The sequence below is a fragment of the Mesorhizobium sp. P3_A8 genome (genome assembly GCF_056402995.1).
This window is the reverse complement of the sequence record NZ_JBFUGI010000015.1, coordinates 1-18,976: the sequence shown is the minus strand read 5'-3', so window position 1 is coordinate 18,976 and position 18,976 is coordinate 1. Positions and strand designations below refer to the sequence as shown.

Here is an 18,976-nt window from a genome sequence, read left to right as displayed (position 1 = left end):
CGCATTCCTCAGGCGAGATCAGCCGTCCCGGGATGCACAAAAGCCGGATTCTGGAACTCGTCTGCATCCGATGCGGCGCTTCCTACCCCGCCGATGTCACAATCGACTCCAAAGGATGCGCACGGTGCCAAGACACCGCGCCGGCAAATCTTGCGCCCGTCTACGCGGCCCCACAGTCTCCCCTCTTGGCCGGCGCCGCCAGCTCGCGCTCGCTGTGGCGTTTTGCGAATATGCTGCCTTGCACGGAAGCCGAGGCGGTGAGCCTCGGTGAGGGGCTGACGCCTTTGCTTGCCGCGCCGCGCATCGGCGCGTTTCTCGGCGTGCCGGATCTTGCAATCAAGGACGAAGGCCGCAACCCGACCTGGTCGCATAAGGACCGGTTCTCGACCATCGCGGTCAGTGTGGCGCGCGCGCGTGGCGCGAAGATCGTCGCGACCGCCTCATCGGGAAACGCCGGGGCTTCGCTGGCGGCCTACGCTGCCCGCGCGGGCTTGAAATGCGTCGTCACCACTTTCGCGGGATCGGCGGGCGCGATGCTGGCGCAGATCCGCAAATATGGCGCGACGGTACTGCCCCTGGTCAGCAAAATGGACCGATGGTCGCTGCTTGAACAGGCGGCGGCCCGATACGACTGGTTCATCGCCTCGCCCTATCACGGTCCCGTCGTCGGCAGCCATCCACTCGGCATCGAGGGCTACAAGACGATCGCCTACGAGATCGTCGAGCAATCAGATGGCATGGCGCCAGACTGGTGCGTCCTGCCGGTCTGCTACGGCGATGCCCTGTCCGGTGTATGGGCCGGCTTTTGCGAGCTGTTCGCGGCAGGGTCGATCACGCGCTTGCCTCGTCTCGTCGCGGCGGAGGTGCATGGGTCGCTGGCGGACGCTCTGGCCAGCGGCGCCGATGCGTTGAGTGAACGCAAGATGCTTTTCGACAGCCTTGCCGTATCGATCGGCACGCCGCGCAGCACCTTTCAGGCGCTGAAGGCGCTGCGTGAATCCGGCGGGCACGCCGTCCCCGTCAGCAATAACGGCCTGATCGCGATGCAGGAACGCCTCGCGCGGGACGAAGGGATCGTTGCGGAATTGGCGTCGGTCACGCCGCTGATGGCGATATCGGCATTGAAGGACCAAGGTGTTATCGCAGCCACAGACCGTGTCGTGGCCGTCGTGACAGCCAGCGGTCTCAAGGACCTCGATCGGTCGGCCGGATCGAACGAACACGATCCTATCTTCCAGACGACGGACGATGCCTGGCGCTGGCTCGACAAAAACGGGCTGGATCTCGCTTCATAGTTTTTCCGCGGCGCCAACAGCCGGTGGCACGTCGCCTGCTGCCTGCGTTTTCAGCACATCGTCGAGACTGCGACGCAGCCAAAGAAAGCGCGTCCATTGCGTCTCCGCGGCCGGTGCGATGGTGGCCAGAGTCCTTGGCTCCGACAGTTCCTTGCAGGGCCAGCCAGGCAGAGCCGCAAGCCAGTCATCATTGTAGACAGTCTCGGCATGGCGATGGCCTTCGTCAGGCATGATGACCGCCACTTGCGCATCCGGAAGTGTCGTTGCAACCCATTGTGCCACCAACGCGGCTGCGCCGCTGGTCGGCCCCATGAAGAGGCCGTGCTCGCGCAGCAAACGATGCGCGGTCCTATAAGCCGGATAGGCGCCAACCCAATGGACCTCGTCGACAAGCTCATGCCTGACATTTTTCGGCAGAACGCTGTTGCCCAGGCCCCGCAGCATGCGTTTGCCGACGGGCTGTCCGAACAGGATGCTGCGATGGGTATCGACGGCAAACACCGTCAGATGCGGAAAGACAGTTCGCAAAAAGGAGGTGGTGCCGCATAGCGAGCCGCCCGTACCGACACAGCCGACCAGGCAGTCGACCTTGCCCATTGCGCGGATGAAGAGTTCGGCCAGCCGCGCATAGGCAAGCCAGTTGCCCGGACTGTCGTATTGGCGGGTCCAGAAGCCATCCGGCTCGTCGGCCAAGATTTCCTGCAGGCGCTCCAGCCGGCCAGGCTGGTTGCCGTCGCCGCGCGGATCGTCAAGGGCGATGACCGTGGCGCCGATGCGCTCCAGGCGGGCTTTGTATTTGGCATCGATCAGCGTTGAAGCGGTGACGAGCGTAAGCTGATAGTCACGCGCCGCCGCCAGCAGCGCGACCGCCATTCCGAACGTGCCGGACGTCGTTTCGACAATGTGGGAGCCTGCCTTCAGTTCGCCATCCGACGCTGCCCGATCCAGAATGTAGCGGGCCGGCATCAGCTTCATCAGCGGAAACGCCGCGGCCACGAGATTTGGCGCCAGGCGCGCAAGGCGCGGGGTCTCCAGGTCCCTGAAATAGTCCACGTCGAGGGTCACCATGTCCAGCCCTCCGCATTCACCAGATGGACCTCGACATCCTTGAAGCCGGCACGTCTTATCTGCTGCGCGACCAGGGCCGCGCGTCGCTTCAGATTCGATGCGAAGAGATCGAAAATCAGGCCGAACAACGAACCGCTATGGGCGACTTGCACCCCGCACGCTCCGGCTCGCCGGGCGATTTCGGCGATCTCGCCGAAGCTCTGTTTCGGCAAGTGCCGTTGACTGATCAGGGCACTGGCCGAGGCGGCGCGTCCGAGAAGATAGGGATCCTGAAGGCGAACCGCCCGCGCCACCAGCGCCCGCAGCACGCCGAATTCCTGGATTTCGGCACTGTCGTAGCGTGCGGGCGGCAGCTGCAATGTATCGACCGGAACCCCGCCATTTGCCTTGAACCCGACCAGAAGCAGCGGCGGCAGGGAGCCTCCGAAATTCTCGATCACCGTGCCTTCGCGTTGCGCGAAAAGCACTGCGTGATCGTCGAACGCGATCGCGTCGCTGGCGCGCTCGGCAGCCACCGCCAGACGCCCGATGCTTGACGGCCGCAGCTGGACGCTGACGGCAGCGGCGACAGCGCGAATGGAAGCGACAACGTCCGCCGTCGATGAGCCGTAGCCGTGCCCCACGGGAATTGCGCTTTGAAGTGTCAGTTCCCCGCCGCCGGTGACGTTCAAGAAATCGAGCGTAAGCCGCGCGGCGGCCGACGCCTTGACCTTGTGATCGGGGTGGACAACGACCGCATCTGCGTCGCTCCTGGCAAAGCGCGCCTCCGATCTCAAGCCGGCGATCGGCAGCGTGACGAGCCCGCGATGAAGGCGCCCGCCATCATCCTTGAAGACGCCCTGGATGAGTTCGCCGTGATGCGCAATCGCCGCCGCCGTCCCCACCGACGACCGCAGCGCTTCACGACCCATGAGATCGCCGGCCTCAGCCATTTTCATCTCCACGCGCTTGCCACACGGGAAGATGGCGCCGACGATTGGCAGCCGCCCTCAAGGAATTCAGGTATTGACGGCTTCCTGACGAACGACCCGGCCGCAAGGCGATGCTGGCGGATCGTCAGGCGGCGGAGCCAAGGTGCCTGAGCGGCCGGCCGGCCGACACCGATTGCACTGCGGCCATGATACCTTGCGCATCGATCCCGTAGTGCCGATAGAGATCCGCGATCGTACCGGTCTGGCCGAAATGCTCGACGCCGAGCGCGCGCGTGCGATGTCCATGAACCGACCCAAGCCAGGCGAGCGTTGCGGGATGTCCGTCCAACACCGTCACGATGGCGCATGAGGCAGGCAGGCCCGCCAACAGGCGCTCGACATGACTGGTCGCATGCGGATGGCCATATTGGCGCGCCCGCGCCGCGGCCGACCAGCCGGCGTTCAGCCGATCGGCCGAAGTCACGGCAAGAAGCCCGACATCGCGCCGGTCACCGGCCATCAGCCCCAATGCCTGAACCGCCTCCGGCGCGACAGCTCCCGAATAGGCGATCACCACCGCGGCATTCGGCCCGGGTTTGCGCAACCAGTAGGCGCCATCGACGATGTCGCGCGCCAGCGGATCCCCGGTCTGGCGTGTCGGCTGTTCGATCAACCGCGTCGAGAGCCTGAGGTAGACCGAACCTCCCGTCTGATCGCGCAGCCAGGTATGGTCATCGGGCTCGGCCTCGCCGGAGCGCTGCATGTAGTCGAATGCCCAGCGCAGGATGACTGCCAGCTCGTCGACATAGGCCGGCTCGAATGTCGCCAGGCCGTCCTGTGCCATGCCGATCAGCGGCGTGGCGATCGACTGATGCGCTCCGCCCTCGGGCGCCAGCGTCACTCCGGAAGGCGTCCCCGCCAGGATAAAGCGCGCGTCCTGATAGCAGGCATAATTGAGCGCATCGAGGCCACGCTCGATGAAGGGGTCGTAGAGCGTTCCGACCGGAAGCAGGCGTTCGCCGTGAAGCGAGTGCGACAAACCCAGCGCCGACAGCATCGTGAAGAGATTCATCTCCGAGATGCCGAGTTCGAAATGCTGTCCCGACGGCGAAAACGTCCAGTTGAAGGTCGAGGGAATGCGTTCTTCACGAAAAATGTCCGCCTGGTCGCCGCGCGCGAACAGACCCCGCCTGTTAACCCAGGCGCCAAGATTGGTCGAGACGGTCACGTCCGGAGACGTGGTGACGACACGCTTTGCAAAATCGCTGTCTGACTTGGCGATCCCGTGCATCAAAAGGCCGAAACCCTGCTGTGTCGACATGGAGGCCTGTGCGCTCCAGGGTATCTGTGCCGGCACGGGCACGGCTGGGGCTTTATGGCGACGGGTGGCTGCCTGCGCGAAGGGTGACGACGCCAGATAGGACCGGATCGCGGCCTCATCGTACGCAAGGCCCTCGAACATCTCCCATTCACGCCCCTGGCGGACACCCATGCCTTGCCGCAGCGTGTCGACTTGCGCCGGCGTCATCAATCCGGCGTGATTGTCCTTGTGGCCGGCGAGCGGCAGGCCGAAGCCTTTGATGGTGTAGGCGATGAAGCAGGTCGGACGATCATGGCCGCGCGCTGCCTCGAAGGCATCGACGATGCTCGCCAGATCATGGCCGCCGAGATTCGCCATCAAGGCGGCAAGGTCTTCGTCGCTGCGCTTCTCGATGAGGCGGGTGACCGGTCCCTGATCACCAAGGTCGTCCAGAAGGCGCTGGCGCCATGCGCCGCCGCCCTGGAAGGTCAGCGCGCAATAGAGCTGATTGGGGCAAGCATCGATCCAGGACCGCAGCTTTTCGCCTCCCTCTTCCTGGAAAGCCGCTTGTTGCAATGTCCCATGTTTGAGGATCACCACATCCCAGCCGAAGTTGAGAAAGATGGACTCGAAGCGTTGCCACAGGCCTTCGCGCACCACCGCATCAAGGCTTTGCCTGTTGTAGTCGACGACCCACCAGGTGTTGCGCAGGCCGTGCTTCCAGCCTTCGAGAAGCGCCTCGAAGATATTGCCTTCATCCATCTCAGCGTCGCCGAGAAGGGCAATCATCCGGCCTTCCGGCTGGTCCGCGTGCCAGCCTTTTGCCCTGACATAATCCTGGACCAGGGAGGAGAAAAGGGTCTGCGCCACGCCCAGTCCGACCGACCCGGTCGAGAAATCGACATCATCGATATCCTTGGTTCGAGACGGGTAGGACTGCGCGCCGCGATAGCCGCGAAAATTCTGCAGCTGCTCAAGCGTCTGCTTGCCGAACAGATACTGGATGGCATGGAAAACCGGGCTGGCATGCGGCTTGACGGCAACGCGGTCTTCGGGCCTGAGGATCTGGAAGTAGAGCGCCGTCATCAAGGTCGATGCGGAGGCCGACGACGCCTGATGTCCGCCAACCTTGAGGCCCTCCTGCGACCCGCGAACATGATTGGCATGATGGATCATCCAGACAGCCAGCCACAGAACCTTGCGTTCAAGTTCGGAAAGGATCGTCATCGTCGGCTCCCGTGAAATCGCGGCTCAACGATAGCGGCCAAGGTCTCTCAAAAGTGGCTATTCTTGCGCAAGCATATCAATGATATTGGCTGATCCAGCCAATAGTGACGCCCAGACGAGGGAAACGTGCCAAATCCGACGCTCGATGCAATCGACCTTAAAATCATCGCTGCGCTGCAGAAGAACGCAAAGGCGACGACGAACGAGCTCGCCGAAGCCGTCGGACTTTCGCCTTCACCTTGCGCCCGGCGCGTGCGGCTCCTGGAGAGCGCCGGCGTCATCAAGGGTTACACCGTGGTCGTTGACCAGAAGAAGCTCGGCCTGCCGATCAGCGCTTTCGCGTCGATCAAGCTTGAACGGCAACGCGAGGATGATCTCGACCGCTTCTCCCAGGCGGTGCTGCGCTGGCCGGAGGTGGTCGACTGCTATCTGATGACCGGCCAGCGGGATTACCTGATGCGCATCGTGGTGCGCGACCTCGAGGCCTATGAGCGGTTCATCAAGGACAAGCTGACGCGGCTGGACAACATCGCGTCGATCGAAAGCAGCTTCGCGCTTGGCCAGGTCAAGCGCTCGGAAGTGCTGCCTATCTAACCGACCCGGTATTCTGCGACGGCCAGTTGTCGATACGGAACTCAGATTGTGCTCGACGAAAGCAAGCTCATGCTCTTTGACAGAAAGTCCCTTAGGGCCATCGCCACCTCACTGTTACGGGATGGGGCGGCCTGTCGGGTCGATATGATAGTTGTTCCGAAAGGCAAATGTGAACCGATGCCGGTAAGCTCGATGTCGCGAATTCCTGTTGCCATCATTCTGCCAACAGGAGCGTAAGCTTTGCAGCTGCCTCCTACAAACCCGGTTTTTCATGGTGACGTCGGCAGCGATATATCCGTATATCTCATTGAGATTTAAGATTTTTCTCGTCTGTCCAGCGTCAAAAACTTGTAATGACACATCACCAAAAACTTGTATTTGCGCAGCGTAATTGACTTGCGATCACACATCTCTATATACTTGTATTTGAACGGCACCAGAAACTTGCAAGGGCACAGCCATGGCTAAGCCTCACGAAAAACTCGCGGAATCCCTCGCCATCCTTCAGGACCTGCAGGCAGGAGGGCGCCGCATTTTCAAATCTCAAGAGATCACCCGGGTCCATCGTGAACGCCTACTCCAAAACGGATTCCTCCGTGAGGTGATCAAAGGGTGGTTGATGTCCACCGGACCGCAAGCGCAGGAGCAAGACACGACGCCTTGGTATGCCAGCTTCTGGGAGTTTTGCGCGATGTATTGCAACGAGCGTTTCGGGAAGGCGTGGTACCTTTCTCCCGAGCAATCATTGCTCCTGCACGCAGAGGCTGCTGCGATCCCACCGCAGGTGGTGGTCAGCAGCCCTTACGGAGGCAACAATAAAATCGACCTGCTGTTTGGCACATCGCTATACGACCTCAAAATCAAGGATATGCCTGAAAACCTGACGGAGAAGAACGGCTTGCGCCTGTTTCCCGTCAATGCCGCCCTCGTCCGTGTGCCCGAGGCATTCTTCCAGCGTTACCCAATCGAAGCCCAGGTTGCTATGGCTTCATTACGCAGTGTCTCAGGCGTGCTAGGGCTTTTGCTCGATGGAGGCCATTCGGCTATCGCCGGGCGGCTTGCCGGCGCGTTTCGGCGCATAGGGCGCGATGCCTTCTCTGACGAGATCGTCGCCGCGTTCAAGGCTGCAAGCTATGACATTCGAGAGTCCGATCCTTTCGCCGGGCAGGTCGGCGTTACTGCCATCACGTCAGGCGCGCCGCCGATCGTGACAAGGCTCCACGCCATCTGGGAATCACAGCGCGATGCGGTGGCCGAAATTTTCCCGAAAGCACCCGGGCTGCCGTCCGACAAGGATAGCTATATGAAATTCGTGGAAGATATTTATGAGAGCGATGCCTATCATTCGTTGTCGATTGAAGGCTACAGCGTTACGCCAGAACTGATCGATCGCGTGCGCGATGGCGGCTGGAATCCAGAGATCGATGAAGCAGATCGTAAGAACCGCGATGCGCTGGCCGCCCGCGGCTACTATCAGGCGTTCCAAAAGGTCAAGGATGCGGTTGCCGCGATTATCGACGGCGCACCTGCGGGTAAACTGACAAGGGATGCGCATCGCGAATGGTATAGGGAGCTCTTCGCGCCCTCAGTGAGTGCAGGCATACTGAAAGCGAGCGCTCTCGCCGGTTATCGAAACCACCCTGTGTATCTCAAGGGGTCATCTCACGTACCGCCGCGTGTGGAGGCGGTACTCGACGGCATGGATGCGCTATTCGATCTACTAGAAGCCGAAGCAGACCCCGCAGTTCGCGCTGTTCTGGGGCATTGGCTTCTCGGCTATGTTCACCCTTATCCTGACGGAAACGGACGCGTGGCTCGCTTTCTGATGAATGCCATGCTGGCATCAGGCGGCTATGCCTGGACAGTGGTGAGAGTGGAGGACCGGAAGGCATACCTCGCTGGGCTTGAACAGGCTAGCGTTGGGATGAATGTAAAGCCTTTCGCTGAATTCCTGGCGAAACGGGTCAAATGGTCCTCAGAGCAAGCTGGCAGATAACAAACAAGAAGACGATAAACCCTACGTTCCCATCAGTCTGATCCTCGCGGGTCGAATAGAGGCGATTCTTTGAAGCCACACAGGCGCCTCTGCGCCAAGGATGGTGCGGCGCGTATTTCGGCCGCATACATCTGCGGCCCATAAAGGGAGCGATTGCTTCCTCAGGCGCCTCAACTGCCGTCAGCCCGATCCTCGAAAGTGTGCCGCAGGCCGTAGAGTTTATGCTCCGATGTCGGCAGCAGTTTCTTGTTGGTGAGCACCTTGTTGACAGGCGCCGAAGAGCGAGGCTGCCTTGTCACGATTGCGCGGGAGCCCTCTGGATGGCGTTTCGTCGCCTCCAGGGTTGGCAACGGCGACCTGGAGGAAATACGCACCAGGCCGCGTAGATCAAGGCCGCGAATTCCACCATCAACCCAATCGCAACTCACGAACAAACGTATTCCCCTCGTCGCCACGAGCGAGAGCCCTCACTGCTGATATCGCAATATTCTGTACATATTTTGTATATCTATATTGACGAATTGCCGCCTTCAAACGTAGCGTCGCGCGGCTGAGGCGGAACGCCTGCGCGCAACAACTCAATCTCACGGGAGGACTGCACCGATGAAATTTCGAGCCCGATCTGCCGCCATTGGCCTGGCCTGCATCGCCTATGCCGCGCTTGTTGGATCTCTACTACCGGCCGCGGCGGAGACCACGAAAGAACGCGTCTTGAAGGAAGGACGCATCGTCATCGGCATCCATAACCGCTCGCCGTGGGGCTACAAGAAGGAGGGAACCGGCGAGTTGCTCGGCTGGCATCCGGATCTCCTCAGAGCTGCCTTCGCCGATCTCGGCGTCAAGCAGGTCGACTTCGAGGTCACCGAGTTCGGCGCCTTGATCCCGGGCCTGATGGCCGGGCGTTTCGATGCCGTCGCATCCGGCCTGTCGATAACGCCGGAGCGATGCCAACAGGTCGCCTTCGGCGCGCCCGACCTGAGATCGGACGACGCGGCGATCGTGCTCGCCGGCAACCCCAAGGCGATCCATAGCTATGCGGATCTTGCCAAGAAATCCGACGCGATCATGGGCGGCGGCCGCGGCAGCAATGTCATCAAGAACGCCATCACCGAGGGCGTGCCGGAGGACCGCATCCTGCAGTTCCCCGATATCGAGACCAACATCGCCGCACTGCGCGCCGGCCGCATCGACGCCGCGGTGTTCTCGTCCCCGACGGTGATCGGGCTGCTGGCCGGCAACAGGACCCCCGACCTGGAGCGCGCCAGCCCGTTCACGACGGACGAGAAGTCGATCAGCTACATCGCGATCGCGTTCAGGAAGGACGATGGCGAACTGCGCGACCTCTACAATCAGGGTCTGGCGAAGGTCATGTCAAACGGCACGATCGCCACCCTCATGGCCAAGTACGGATTTGGTCCCACGGAAAACGTGCCGCCAGGACTGACGACGTCGCAATTGTGCGGAGCCGCCAACTGAGCGCCATCAGCAGCAGAACCCAGCCGGCATCAACAGAGCGGGCGCCGCCGCCCTAGCGTGGGCGGCGCCTCTGCCGACATGCCTTTCATCGTCATTCCGCATCGCTGGACGGCACAACGTCTTCGGGGATTTCCTGCCGCAAGGTCGGTCCCTTGGCCAGGCGCCTGCCAAGAGCAGAGACGAATGCATCGTAGCGCTCGCTTGCCTTGGCGCGCGCCGCCTGCGCCATCGGTTCCGGCAAGGCAGGCGTGGTCGCGAGCCAGAAGCGGATGAACACCGCCAGCGTTTCAATCGAGATGCCGACATCGCGCTCCAGCCGCGCGATCCGGCGGTCGACCCGGTCGAGACGCCTGGAGATCGCCGCCTCGCTTTGCGCGTCGGCGTCGGGCGAGAGGAAAGAGGCGATCGCCGCTTCAGCGATGAGCGACTGCGAGCGATCGCGCCGGGCAGCATAGTCGAGCAGCGCCGCCATCACGGCAGGATCAAGATAGACAGAAATCTGCACCTTTTTCTTCGTCGCCGGCACAGTCGTCACAGCTCCATGCCATCGTCCGGATCGAGCGCGATCTGACGCGCCACGCCCCGCACAAGGCCAGCCATCCGGCTGCTGCTTGCAGCGAGATCATCCGCCTCGTCAGGCGCGTCGATCTCGAATTCGTTGACGAGCGGCGGCTCCGCCGTGGCCGGGGGATCGAGTTCGGGTTGACGCCGCAACTCGGAATCCGTCGATTCCTGCTGGGTTTTCACCGCGACGGGCGCGGCAGCCATCCCCGCTGGCGGAAGCGGCAACGGAAGCGTTGTCCAATCGTCAGGCTCCGGCTCGGCTCGCGCCCTAGGTGCGGGTGGCGGCAGGATGCGCTCTCGCAACCGCGGGTCTTCAAAATAGCGCGCCTTCTTCGCGCGGATCGGCGGCGTGCCCGCCAGCATGACGATCTCGTCACCAGGCGGCAATTGCATGATCTCGCCGGGCGTCAGCAATGGCCGCGCCGTCTCCGAGCGCGAAACCATGAGATGACCGAGCCATGGCGAGAGCCGGTGACCGGCATAGTTCTTCATCGCCTTCAGCTCGGTTGCCGTACCAAGGGCGTCGGAGACACGTCTGGCGGTGCGCTCGTCATTGGTCGCGAAGCTGACGCGCACATGGCAATTGTCCAGTATGGAATTGTTCGGCCCGTAGGCCTTCTCGATCTGATTGAGAGACTGCGCGATCAGGAAGCTCTTCAGCCCATAGCCGGCCATGAAAGCGAGCGCGGATTCGAAGAAGTCGAGTCGTCCGAGCGCCGGAAACTCGTCCAGCATCAGAAGCAATCGATGGCGATCCGCCCTCGCCTGCAAATCCTCGGTCAGGCGGCGGCCGATCTGGTTGAGGATGAGACGGATCAGCGGCTTGGTGCGACTGATGTCGGAGGGCGGAACAACGAGGTAGAGCGTCGCCGGACGAGAATCGGCGACCAGATCGGCGATGCGCCAGCCGCAGGCGCGGGTCACCTGCGCCACCACCGGATCGCGATAGAGCCCAAGGAAGGACATCGCGGTCGAGAGCACGCCGGAGCGTTCGTTGTCAGACTTGTTCAGCAGTTCCCGTGCGGCGCTGGCGATAACGGGATGGGGTCCGCCCTGCCCCAGATGCGCCGTCGTCATCATCGCTGCCAGGGTCGCTTCGATCGGCCGCTTGGGATCGGAGAGGAATGCCGCGACGCCGGCCAGGGTCCTGTCCGGTCCGGCATAGAGCACATGCAGGATCGCGCCGACCAGAAGCGCGTGGCTCGTCTTTTCCCAATGGTTGCGCCGTTCAAGCGAGCCTTCCGGATCGACAAGAATGTCGGCGATGTTTTGCACGTCGCGCACCTCCCATTCACCACGGCGAACCTCGAGCAAAGGGTTGTAAGCGTCCGATCTTGCATTGGTCGGATCAAACAGCAGCACCCGGCCGTGCCGGGCGCGGAAGCCGGCGGTGAGGCTCCAGTTCTCGCCCTTGATGTCATGGACGATGGCCGAGCCGGGCCAGGTCAGCAGCGACGGCACGACGAGGCCGACACCCTTGCCCGAACGCGTCGGGGCAAAGCAAAGCACATGCTCCGGCCCGTCATGGCGTAGATAGTGCGGCCCGTACCGGCCCAGCACCACGCCGTCCGGCGCGAGCAGGCCTGCCGCCTGCACCTCGCTCCTATCGGCCCAGCGGGCGGAACCGTAGGTCACGACCTTCGTCGCCTCGCGGGCACGCCAGAGCGACATGCCGATCGCCACGGCGATCGCGATGAAGCCGCCCGAGGCGGCAATGAGGCCGCCACGCGCAAAGATGCCAGGCGCATAGGCATCATAGAAATACCACCACCAGAAGATGGCAGGCGGATAGTAGACTGGCATGCCGCCGATGACGAACCACGGCACCCCCAGTTGCTGCTGATAGCCCAGTTGCCACGCGGACCATTGCGTCGATCCCCAGATCGTCAAGAGCACAATCAGGAAGACAATGACGATCTGCCCCCAAAGGACTTTCGTTCCCGACATTGGTTCCTCCTCGTGGCGAAAAGTCAGCAAGGTTGATGCGAGATTCAACAGCCGTCTCGCACCGATCGCGTCGCGTCGCGCTGCCGGCAAGGAAGACAGGGGATCGGCAGCCCAAGATCCCCGGCGCAAGGGAGAGCGCGGTCACAGGCCGAGACCAGGCTTGCGGCCGAAACTCCAATCGGTGCCGCCATCAGCGCGGACAACACCGGAGACGTGATTGCCGAGATGGCGCTCCAAAGAAGGCGTCCAGGGCACAAGCTGGAAGCCGAGGCCGTCATCGATCATCGCGAAACGGCCAGATGCGAGCGCAAAGCGCTGGCTGTAGGTGCCGGACACGAAGTCGCCGCTGCCGGCACGGTTGAACGACCGGCCACTTTGGGCTGCCAGCCTGCTTCCGAGCGCGTCGAGTTCCCGTTGTCGCAGCGTGCCGATCAAGTTGCGCGCAAAGACTGTTCCGCCCGGCTTCCGCTCAGCCAGCCCCAGTCCGACCAGGTGCTCGGCGCGCCTTTCGAGCGCCAGGCGGACCTCGGCGCCGAAGCCGCCATCCGATAGTGCCGCCGCGGGACGCGCGAGCGCCTGCCGGTCGAGCCAGGTCGCCCCGTCCGCATCGACCTGTCCGCCGATGTCGAGATCGGAGCGCACGGCAAGCGCCGCCCGCCGGCGTCCCTGGGCGTCCTCAAATGTGCGCAGCTCGACGATCGAGCCCGGCGCACCATCGCCCGCCGCCTCGATATCGGCGAGCCGGACGTGATGGCAACGGCCGTCGACGCCATCGATGACCGCATAGGCGGTGCCCTTGAGTTCGTCATCCAGTCCGCGCTCGATCAGGCGGCCGATAATCGTCTCATCAATGGTCTCGGCCGCGATTACATAACTGGCGCTCGCGCGCTCGATATCGCGGGCCGAGAATGCGCGCTGCATGCGTTTGATGATATCGCCGCGCTCACCCATCGCACGCAGCGTTGCCTCCGCGCTGTCGCTGACAACCCATTGGCCGGGACCGAGTTGCTCGGCAAGCCCGAGTGTCTCCAGTCTGCGCAGCCGCCCCACCTTGAGCACGATGAATTCATCAGGCTGGCGATCGGCATGCGGCGCGAGATCGATGACACCGTTGTCGCGTGCGTCCCGGAGCAACTGGCGGTCGAGCCCGGTCCACCGCTCGGCGTCGACCTGACGCTCGACATGCCGGCGGATTTCGAGATCGGACCGGGGGCCAAGCTCCTGCGTGACCAGGTCGCTGGCGCGATCGCGCATTCCCCGGCTGATGTAGTCGCGTGAGATCACCAGGTCCTGTCCGTCGTCGGCCCGGCCGCGCAGGATGACGTGGACATGCGGATTGTCGGTGTTCCAATGATCGACCGCGATCCAGTCGAGCGCCGTGCCGAGATCCTGTTGCATGCGACCCATGAGATCGCGGGTGAAGGATTTCAGGTCGGCCATTTCGACGGCATCCTCGGGCGAGACAATGAAGCGGAAATGATGCCGGTCGTCGTTGCAGCGCGCGACGAAATCCGGGGGCGACGCTTCGTCGACTTCTGGTCCGAACATGCGGGCTCTCGCGTCGTCGCGTGTGACGCCCTCGCGCCGCAGATAGTTGAGGTGGATCGCCAGTGGCGCGCCACGCTTCGAATGACGAACCACGCGGGCCTTGATCATGGCGACGCGGGAGCGGCCGGTAAGCAAGCGGTTGGCCTGGACGCTCGCTGCCCTGCCACGTCCGAACTGCGAGCGCTTGCCTGACCCGATCCCTCCGGCCCGCGACACGCCGCCGCCAGACTTCTGAACGGCAGCAAGAGCTTGGGCGATGAAGGGCCGCGACGATTGGGCTCGTGTCGAGCGAATGCGACCTGGACGGACGCGGAACTCGCCCTCATCGGGCATCGCATGCGCCCTCACCCTGCCAAAAGTATAGCAAATACAATGATTTGCATGCGTTCAGCACATTGCGCCTGTTCGCAGCAATGTGCGGAAAGCGGCAAGAAGCCCAGCAAATACAACCAACCGACCGCCGCGCAATGTGCGCCCTTTTATCTTGCCATCCCTCGGTTGTTGCCTTTTGCCCGGCGCGCCTCACAGGCTGCGACGTCAAAAGAGACCCCAGGGGGCGATCTGACGGAGGCTTCGTCATCGCTGCGATGTCCGCACGTCGGACCCAGTGAACAGCTGGCGCGGCTGCGAACCGGCCGCGAAAAGTTTGCGCACCGACGGTGACGACGAAACCTCGACGGAAGCGTCTTCGCCGGACGGAAGACCGGAAGCGGCCATGGACGTGGACGGCACTATGAACAGCGGCGCAGCCTTCCAGCTGACGGCCTTGGCAGGACCGGCGGTGAGCGCGCCGGGTGCATCACCGCCACCCCAAAAAGGGCGAAGCGTCGCAACATAGGCCCGGGTCTCAGCCGGCAGCGGACGGCCCTTCAAGGAGGCTTCGTAACGCCCCGGTCCGGCATTGTAGGCGGCCAGAAAGCCCGGTGAACCGTATCGATCATACAACTCGCGAAGATAGGCGGCGCCTGCAAGGATGTTGTCGCGCGGATCATAGGGATCACGGCCGAGCCGGTGACGAAGGCGCAGCTCGGCAAAGGTTGCGGGCATGATCTGCATCAAGCCCAAAGCCCCCTTTCGCGACACGGCGCGCGGGTCGCGGGCGCTTTCGAGGTGCATGATTGCCCGTATCCAGCGCTCGGGAAGGCGGAAGCGATGCGACGCCTCGGCAATGGGCGCGGCGTAAGGATCGTCCGCGGATTTGCGTGGGGCCGGCGCGGATTGTGCGAAGGCCCCCGTCATTGCGTGACAGACGATCAGCATGCCACCGATAAGGCAAAGTGCTTCTCGCCGACCAGGCAACCGACTGAGGGCGCGGCTTCCGTTCGCACAGTTCGGCGCTGATGGCCCACTCATCGAGCAGGCTCCGGCCGCGCTTTGGGCCGGATCCAGCGCAGCGACCAGGAGCCGTCGTCGGTTCGGAAGAGACCGGCGCGAAAGCGCCGGCCAAACAGCGGATCTTCCAACCGGCACGACAGATAGTCGCCGGCCGTCTGTCCGGTTTCCTTCCAGGCCGCGCCGACCTCGGGGCCGCTGCCGTCGCCGATGTGGATACGAAAATCCGGCGCTTTGCCGTCAGATATTTTGGTTGGCACGAGCACCAGCTCGGCGTCCACGAGCAGCGTTCGAATGCGTCCGGAATAACCCGAATCTGTTTTCTTGAAGACGCCGATCTCGGCCATGGATTATCTCCTTCTCTTGTTGGCTGGGCGGAATTTCAGTTCGCAGGAGCGAGCCAGGTGTAGTGGCCATCGCCCCTCTCGTCGGTCCAAAGCGGCAGCGCGCGGCCGACGATCGAGCTCGCCGGGAACGGGCCGAAATAGCGACCGTCGAGACTGTCGCCGACCTTCCGGTTCATGACGAAGATTTCGGCGGCGGCGATGGTGCGGCAGCCCTGCCAGTCCGGCAGCGCGCGCCCCTTGCGGTCACGCTCCAATGCAGCACCCACCGCAAGCCCGTTCACCGTGATGACGCGACTGAGGCGGCAGACTTGGCTCCCAGGAAGGCCCTCGATGTGTTTCAGCATCGGCACGCCGAGCGGAAGGTAGCCACGCTTGGCGGCGAACCGAGCGACCTTGTCTGGCGGTGCGATGACAGCGAGCGCGCCTGCCGTTGGTACGGCCATTTTCCGGATCGCATAGAGCCCAAGAGGCGCGCTGGCCGACGCGTTCCACAGCAGCACCTGCGGCATCTGGAAGACAGCCGGAGCGACCGTCGCGACGACGGCCGCCAGCGCCGCCGCTATGCAAGCGGCGCGGCTCATGAGGTCACCCGCTTGCGCAACAGAAAGGCCCGATGCTGCTCGAGCGAATAGACACGCGGCGTTGCGCCGGCAATCAGTCGGTTGTGGGTCTGACGCCAATAGTCCGGTGCGGCCTCGGCCGGATCGAGACCGATCGCCTCGATCGCATCGATCCGTTGGAGAACCCGCTCAACCTTGTCCCAGCCTGCGATCTTGAGCAGGATCTCGCCGCCTGGCCGGATGTAAGGCAGCGTCTGATACGGTTCAGCGGGCAACACCGCGCGCACGATGTCGATGCGCGAAACGACAGTGCCGAAGTCATTCGCCGCCCAGCGCACGAACGCAAAAACACTGCCTGGCGCAAATCCGACGACGCGGCGCTGCTTGTCGATGATCGTCTCATCGGCAGCACGTCCGAAGCGGATGCGATGCTCGATCCGCTTCTCGATCCAGATCAGCTCGACCGTCGTGAGGTTGTCGCGCGGCGTCGATTGGCTAGACGACGTCATGTGTCGTCTCCCTCGCGCCGGCCAACGCACCGCCGCCTCTGCTCCCCACCGCTATTCCGCAGCTTGCGCGCAAGACTGTTAGATTGAGAGTTAGACTCTAAGTTAAGAGCGCGATTCTCCGTTGCCGGCCCGTCCCTTAAGGCCGATCGCGGTTCCCGAAAGCACGAGGATGTGGTTCCCGATGGCACGATAGTTCGGGTTCCCGATGGCACGACCCTGTCAACCGGCGCGGGCGCCGGTTCGAACGCCAGCAACACACGGCCGCTGGCTTCGACTTCCGTGAACAGCAGATATCCCGGCAAAGGCTGGCGGCGCACGATGTCACGCAGCTCGAAGGCGAAGCGCTTGAGCGGCGAGAGGCTGCCGGACTTCTGATGCAGGTGCCGGATGTCGAAACGCCAACCGGCGCGCTGGCGTCCGCCATGCTTGCGCACCAGCCGATAGAGCCAGCGATCCAGGCCGCCCGTCAGCCCGAAATAGGCCCGGTCTATTGTCAGGATCAGCGCGTCATCCATGACGGCGCGATAGAACCAATCGGGCAGGATCAACTCGACGCCAAGCGGGCGGCCGTTTCGATCGAAGCGCTCCTGCCATTCATTGATCCATGAGAAGCGATGGCGCCGGCCTTCGGCGGGCTGGCGAATGGAGGTGACGACGCTTGTCGACTGCAGGCGATCGAGCGCCGCCTTGAGGCGCAAATAGTCTCGCTTCGAGACACCGCGGCCAACGAAGGTAAGCATTTCGTATGGCGTCGCGGCCATCAGGCGCGACGTGCGCAATCCGGCGTCCCGCGCGTTGACGATCTGGCTCGCGGCCCAGATCAGGATATCGGCATCCCAGATCGTCGCCATGCCGTGGTCGGGCATCGCTTCGACACGGATAGCCACATCGCCGGCGCGAAAGTCGATCGGCGCGATGCGCCTGGATTTGGCAAGCGAGAAGAAGGGATAGGCCATGAGGTCCTGCGCATCGCGTGGCGCGACAACACCGGGCAGCGCGTGGAACAGATCAAGCTGTCCGCGTTCCGACGGTTGGCGTGTGCGTCCAGACATAGGGAAGATCGGCGAGCTCAGCGCCTCTCGCGCCCGGCATAGGCGATCAGGCGGGCGGCTTGAGGCTTGGCTGGCAGCACAGAGCCATGCGGATCGGATGTCGACGTCATGGCGCCGCGCTGGGCCCAGGCCTGGAGGTCGTCGACGGCGTAGACGACGCGGCCGCCGAGTTTTCGATAGGCAGGCCCGGTGCCGTAGGTGCGGTGTTTTTCCAGCGTACGCGCGGAAAGACTGAGGAAATGGGCTGCTTCCGAAGTGCGCAGGTAGCGGGGCGGCAATGGCGCGGCGTCGGCATTCATGGGATGTCTCCTTGCGGCCGTTGCGGTTGAACGGCGATCGATGGCAAGGATGGAGGAGCTCGGGGACGGTGATCAGGTGCGCAATTGTGGGACGCTATTTCGCACTGCCAAGAGGCCTTCAGGGAGTGGCGCCGGCGCGCGCAGCAATTGGTGATAGCCGCGCTCGACCATCGTCACGCCATCGCGTATCAAGCAACGCATCCGACGACAGGAAGCCCGTTTACAGGGGTCGGCGGCGCGGTAAGCCTGCGCGATCACCGGCAGGGGACGCCTCGCCCGGGACCGGGCGAGGCGTTTGCCAATTCACTCGCCGTTGCGGCGGTTGGGGCGGGACCAGATGAGGCTGTGGCCCTCGCCTTCCTCGTCGGCGAAGAGGTTGGCGTAGATCGGAGCGGTGAAGCTCGGATCGTCCAGCTTGAGCCCAAGATAGTCGCGGCCTTCGTTGGAGCGCTTGGACCAGGCGGCGCCGATTTCGGCCTTGCCGACCACCACGCGGTGGCTTGGAGCGTTTTCGCCGCTGGCCCGGGTGTCGGGGACGATGCGTACGCCCTTGGCCTGGACGCTGAGGGTGACAATCTCGCCGGTGAACTCGTTCGCATTTGTCTTCTTGAAAGTGCCGATGGTAGCCATTTTCAGTCTCCGTTCTTCGTTTCCGAGCCCGCACCATGCGACCTCGATGGCGATCGCGAGGCCGAAGGCGACCGCCGCCGCATCGCTTGCGACCGAAGCAAAGCGGAGGATGGCGCAGGCGCGCGTTTCTTGGTTCCGCGAGGAATGGGCTTTGCCCAGGGGAAGAAACGCGCGACGCGCCATTGCGGCATAGGCGATCGAGGCTTCAGCCGTCCTTCGGCCAGATCAGCCCGTTCGAGAGGTCGTTGGTGCGCTCGGCGAAATGAAGGGGAGGCAACGGCGGCATCGGTGGCTCAGAGACAAACCGAATTGGTTCGCCAA

17 protein-coding genes are annotated in these 18,976 nt (G+C 63.1%); 4 read left to right on the top strand and 13 right to left on the bottom strand.

Annotation, left to right across the window (positions count from 1 at the left end):
- Nucleotides 1–32 precede the first annotated feature (32 nt).
- Complete coding sequence (locus AC1DX4_RS29155) at nt 33–1,295, top strand: threonine synthase (protein ID WP_477223743.1); 1,263 nt, start codon at nt 33–35, stop codon at nt 1,293–1,295.
- Here the strand turns inward: AC1DX4_RS29155 and AC1DX4_RS29150 are convergent.
- From AC1DX4_RS29150 to AC1DX4_RS29140, 3 genes are all read right to left on the bottom strand, one after another.
- Nucleotides 1,290–2,363: a PLP-dependent cysteine synthase family protein gene (locus AC1DX4_RS29150; RefSeq protein ID WP_477223596.1), complete on the bottom strand. Its 1,074-nt coding sequence runs from the start codon at nt 2,361–2,363 to the stop codon at nt 1,290–1,292. The genes AC1DX4_RS29155 and AC1DX4_RS29150 overlap by 6 nt on opposite strands.
- Nucleotides 2,357–3,301, bottom strand: coding sequence for a GHMP family kinase ATP-binding protein (locus tag AC1DX4_RS29145; RefSeq protein ID WP_477223595.1), 945 nt, complete (start codon nt 3,299–3,301; stop codon nt 2,357–2,359). The genes AC1DX4_RS29150 and AC1DX4_RS29145 overlap by 7 nt, the downstream gene beginning before the upstream one ends.
- A 118-nt stretch (nt 3,302–3,419) precedes the next feature.
- The gene (locus AC1DX4_RS29140; RefSeq protein WP_477223594.1) at nt 3,420–5,801 is read right to left on the bottom strand and encodes a transketolase; all 2,382 of its coding nucleotides are present in this window, start codon (nt 5,799–5,801) and stop codon (nt 3,420–3,422) included.
- 126 nt (nt 5,802–5,927) lie between these two features.
- On the opposite strand from AC1DX4_RS29140, the gene AC1DX4_RS29135 reads away from it, so the two are divergent.
- The 3 genes from AC1DX4_RS29135 (at nt 5,928) to ehuB (ending at nt 9,867) form a co-directional block, all read left to right on the top strand.
- Complete coding sequence (locus AC1DX4_RS29135) at nt 5,928–6,395, top strand: Lrp/AsnC family transcriptional regulator (protein ID WP_477223593.1); 468 nt, start codon at nt 5,928–5,930, stop codon at nt 6,393–6,395.
- A gap of 460 nt (nt 6,396–6,855) precedes the next feature.
- Nucleotides 6,856–8,391 (top strand): Fic family protein, encoded by a 1,536-nt coding sequence (locus tag AC1DX4_RS29130; RefSeq protein ID WP_477223592.1) that lies wholly within the window; start codon nt 6,856–6,858, stop codon nt 8,389–8,391.
- 603 nt (nt 8,392–8,994) lie between these two features.
- Nucleotides 8,995–9,867, top strand: a complete 873-nt coding sequence (ehuB, locus tag AC1DX4_RS29125; protein WP_477223591.1) for an ectoine/hydroxyectoine ABC transporter substrate-binding protein EhuB — start codon at nt 8,995–8,997, stop codon at nt 9,865–9,867.
- 91 nt (nt 9,868–9,958) lie between these two features.
- On the opposite strand, the gene AC1DX4_RS29120 is transcribed toward ehuB, so the two are convergent.
- The 10 genes from AC1DX4_RS29120 to AC1DX4_RS29075 all read right to left on the bottom strand — a co-directional run bounded on the left by AC1DX4_RS29120 (nt 9,959) and on the right by AC1DX4_RS29075 (nt 18,655).
- Nucleotides 9,959–10,393, bottom strand: coding sequence for a CopG family transcriptional regulator (locus AC1DX4_RS29120; RefSeq protein ID WP_477223742.1), 435 nt, complete (start codon nt 10,391–10,393; stop codon nt 9,959–9,961).
- 5 nt (nt 10,394–10,398) lie between these two features.
- Nucleotides 10,399–12,378 carry a conjugal transfer protein TraG gene (locus AC1DX4_RS29115; protein ID WP_477223590.1) on the bottom strand — a complete coding sequence of 660 codons (1,980 nt, stop codon included), beginning with the start codon at nt 12,376–12,378 and terminating at the stop codon, nt 10,399–10,401.
- Nucleotides 12,379–12,519: 141 nt separating this feature from the next.
- Nucleotides 12,520–14,259 (bottom strand): relaxase/mobilization nuclease domain-containing protein, encoded by a 1,740-nt coding sequence (locus tag AC1DX4_RS29110; protein ID WP_477223589.1) that lies wholly within the window; start codon nt 14,257–14,259, stop codon nt 12,520–12,522.
- Between the two features lie 243 nt (nt 14,260–14,502).
- Nucleotides 14,503–15,279, bottom strand: coding sequence for a lytic transglycosylase domain-containing protein (locus AC1DX4_RS29105; protein WP_477223588.1), 777 nt, complete (start codon nt 15,277–15,279; stop codon nt 14,503–14,505).
- Nucleotides 15,276–15,605: a DUF736 domain-containing protein gene (locus AC1DX4_RS29100; protein WP_477223587.1), complete on the bottom strand. Its 330-nt coding sequence runs from the start codon at nt 15,603–15,605 to the stop codon at nt 15,276–15,278. The genes AC1DX4_RS29105 and AC1DX4_RS29100 overlap by 4 nt, the downstream gene beginning before the upstream one ends.
- 35 nt (nt 15,606–15,640) lie before the next feature.
- A complete protein-coding gene (locus tag AC1DX4_RS29095; RefSeq protein WP_477223586.1) occupies nt 15,641–16,186 on the bottom strand; it encodes a S26 family signal peptidase in 546 nt (181 codons plus the stop codon).
- A complete protein-coding gene (locus AC1DX4_RS29090; RefSeq protein ID WP_477223585.1) occupies nt 16,183–16,674 on the bottom strand; it encodes a DUF2840 domain-containing protein in 492 nt (163 codons plus the stop codon). Before AC1DX4_RS29090 ends, AC1DX4_RS29095 begins: the two co-directional genes overlap by 4 nt.
- On the bottom strand, nt 16,671–17,726 hold the full coding sequence (locus tag AC1DX4_RS29085) for a replication initiator protein A (protein ID WP_477223584.1): 1,056 nt from the start codon (nt 17,724–17,726) through the stop codon (nt 16,671–16,673). Before AC1DX4_RS29085 ends, AC1DX4_RS29090 begins: the two co-directional genes overlap by 4 nt.
- 17 nt (nt 17,727–17,743) lie before the next feature.
- A complete protein-coding gene (locus tag AC1DX4_RS29080) occupies nt 17,744–18,025 on the bottom strand; it encodes a helix-turn-helix transcriptional regulator (RefSeq protein ID WP_135906825.1) in 282 nt (93 codons plus the stop codon).
- 303 nt (nt 18,026–18,328) lie between these two features.
- Complete coding sequence (locus AC1DX4_RS29075; protein ID WP_113190782.1) at nt 18,329–18,655, bottom strand: DUF736 domain-containing protein; 327 nt, start codon at nt 18,653–18,655, stop codon at nt 18,329–18,331.
- Nucleotides 18,656–18,976: the final 321 nt, after the last annotated feature.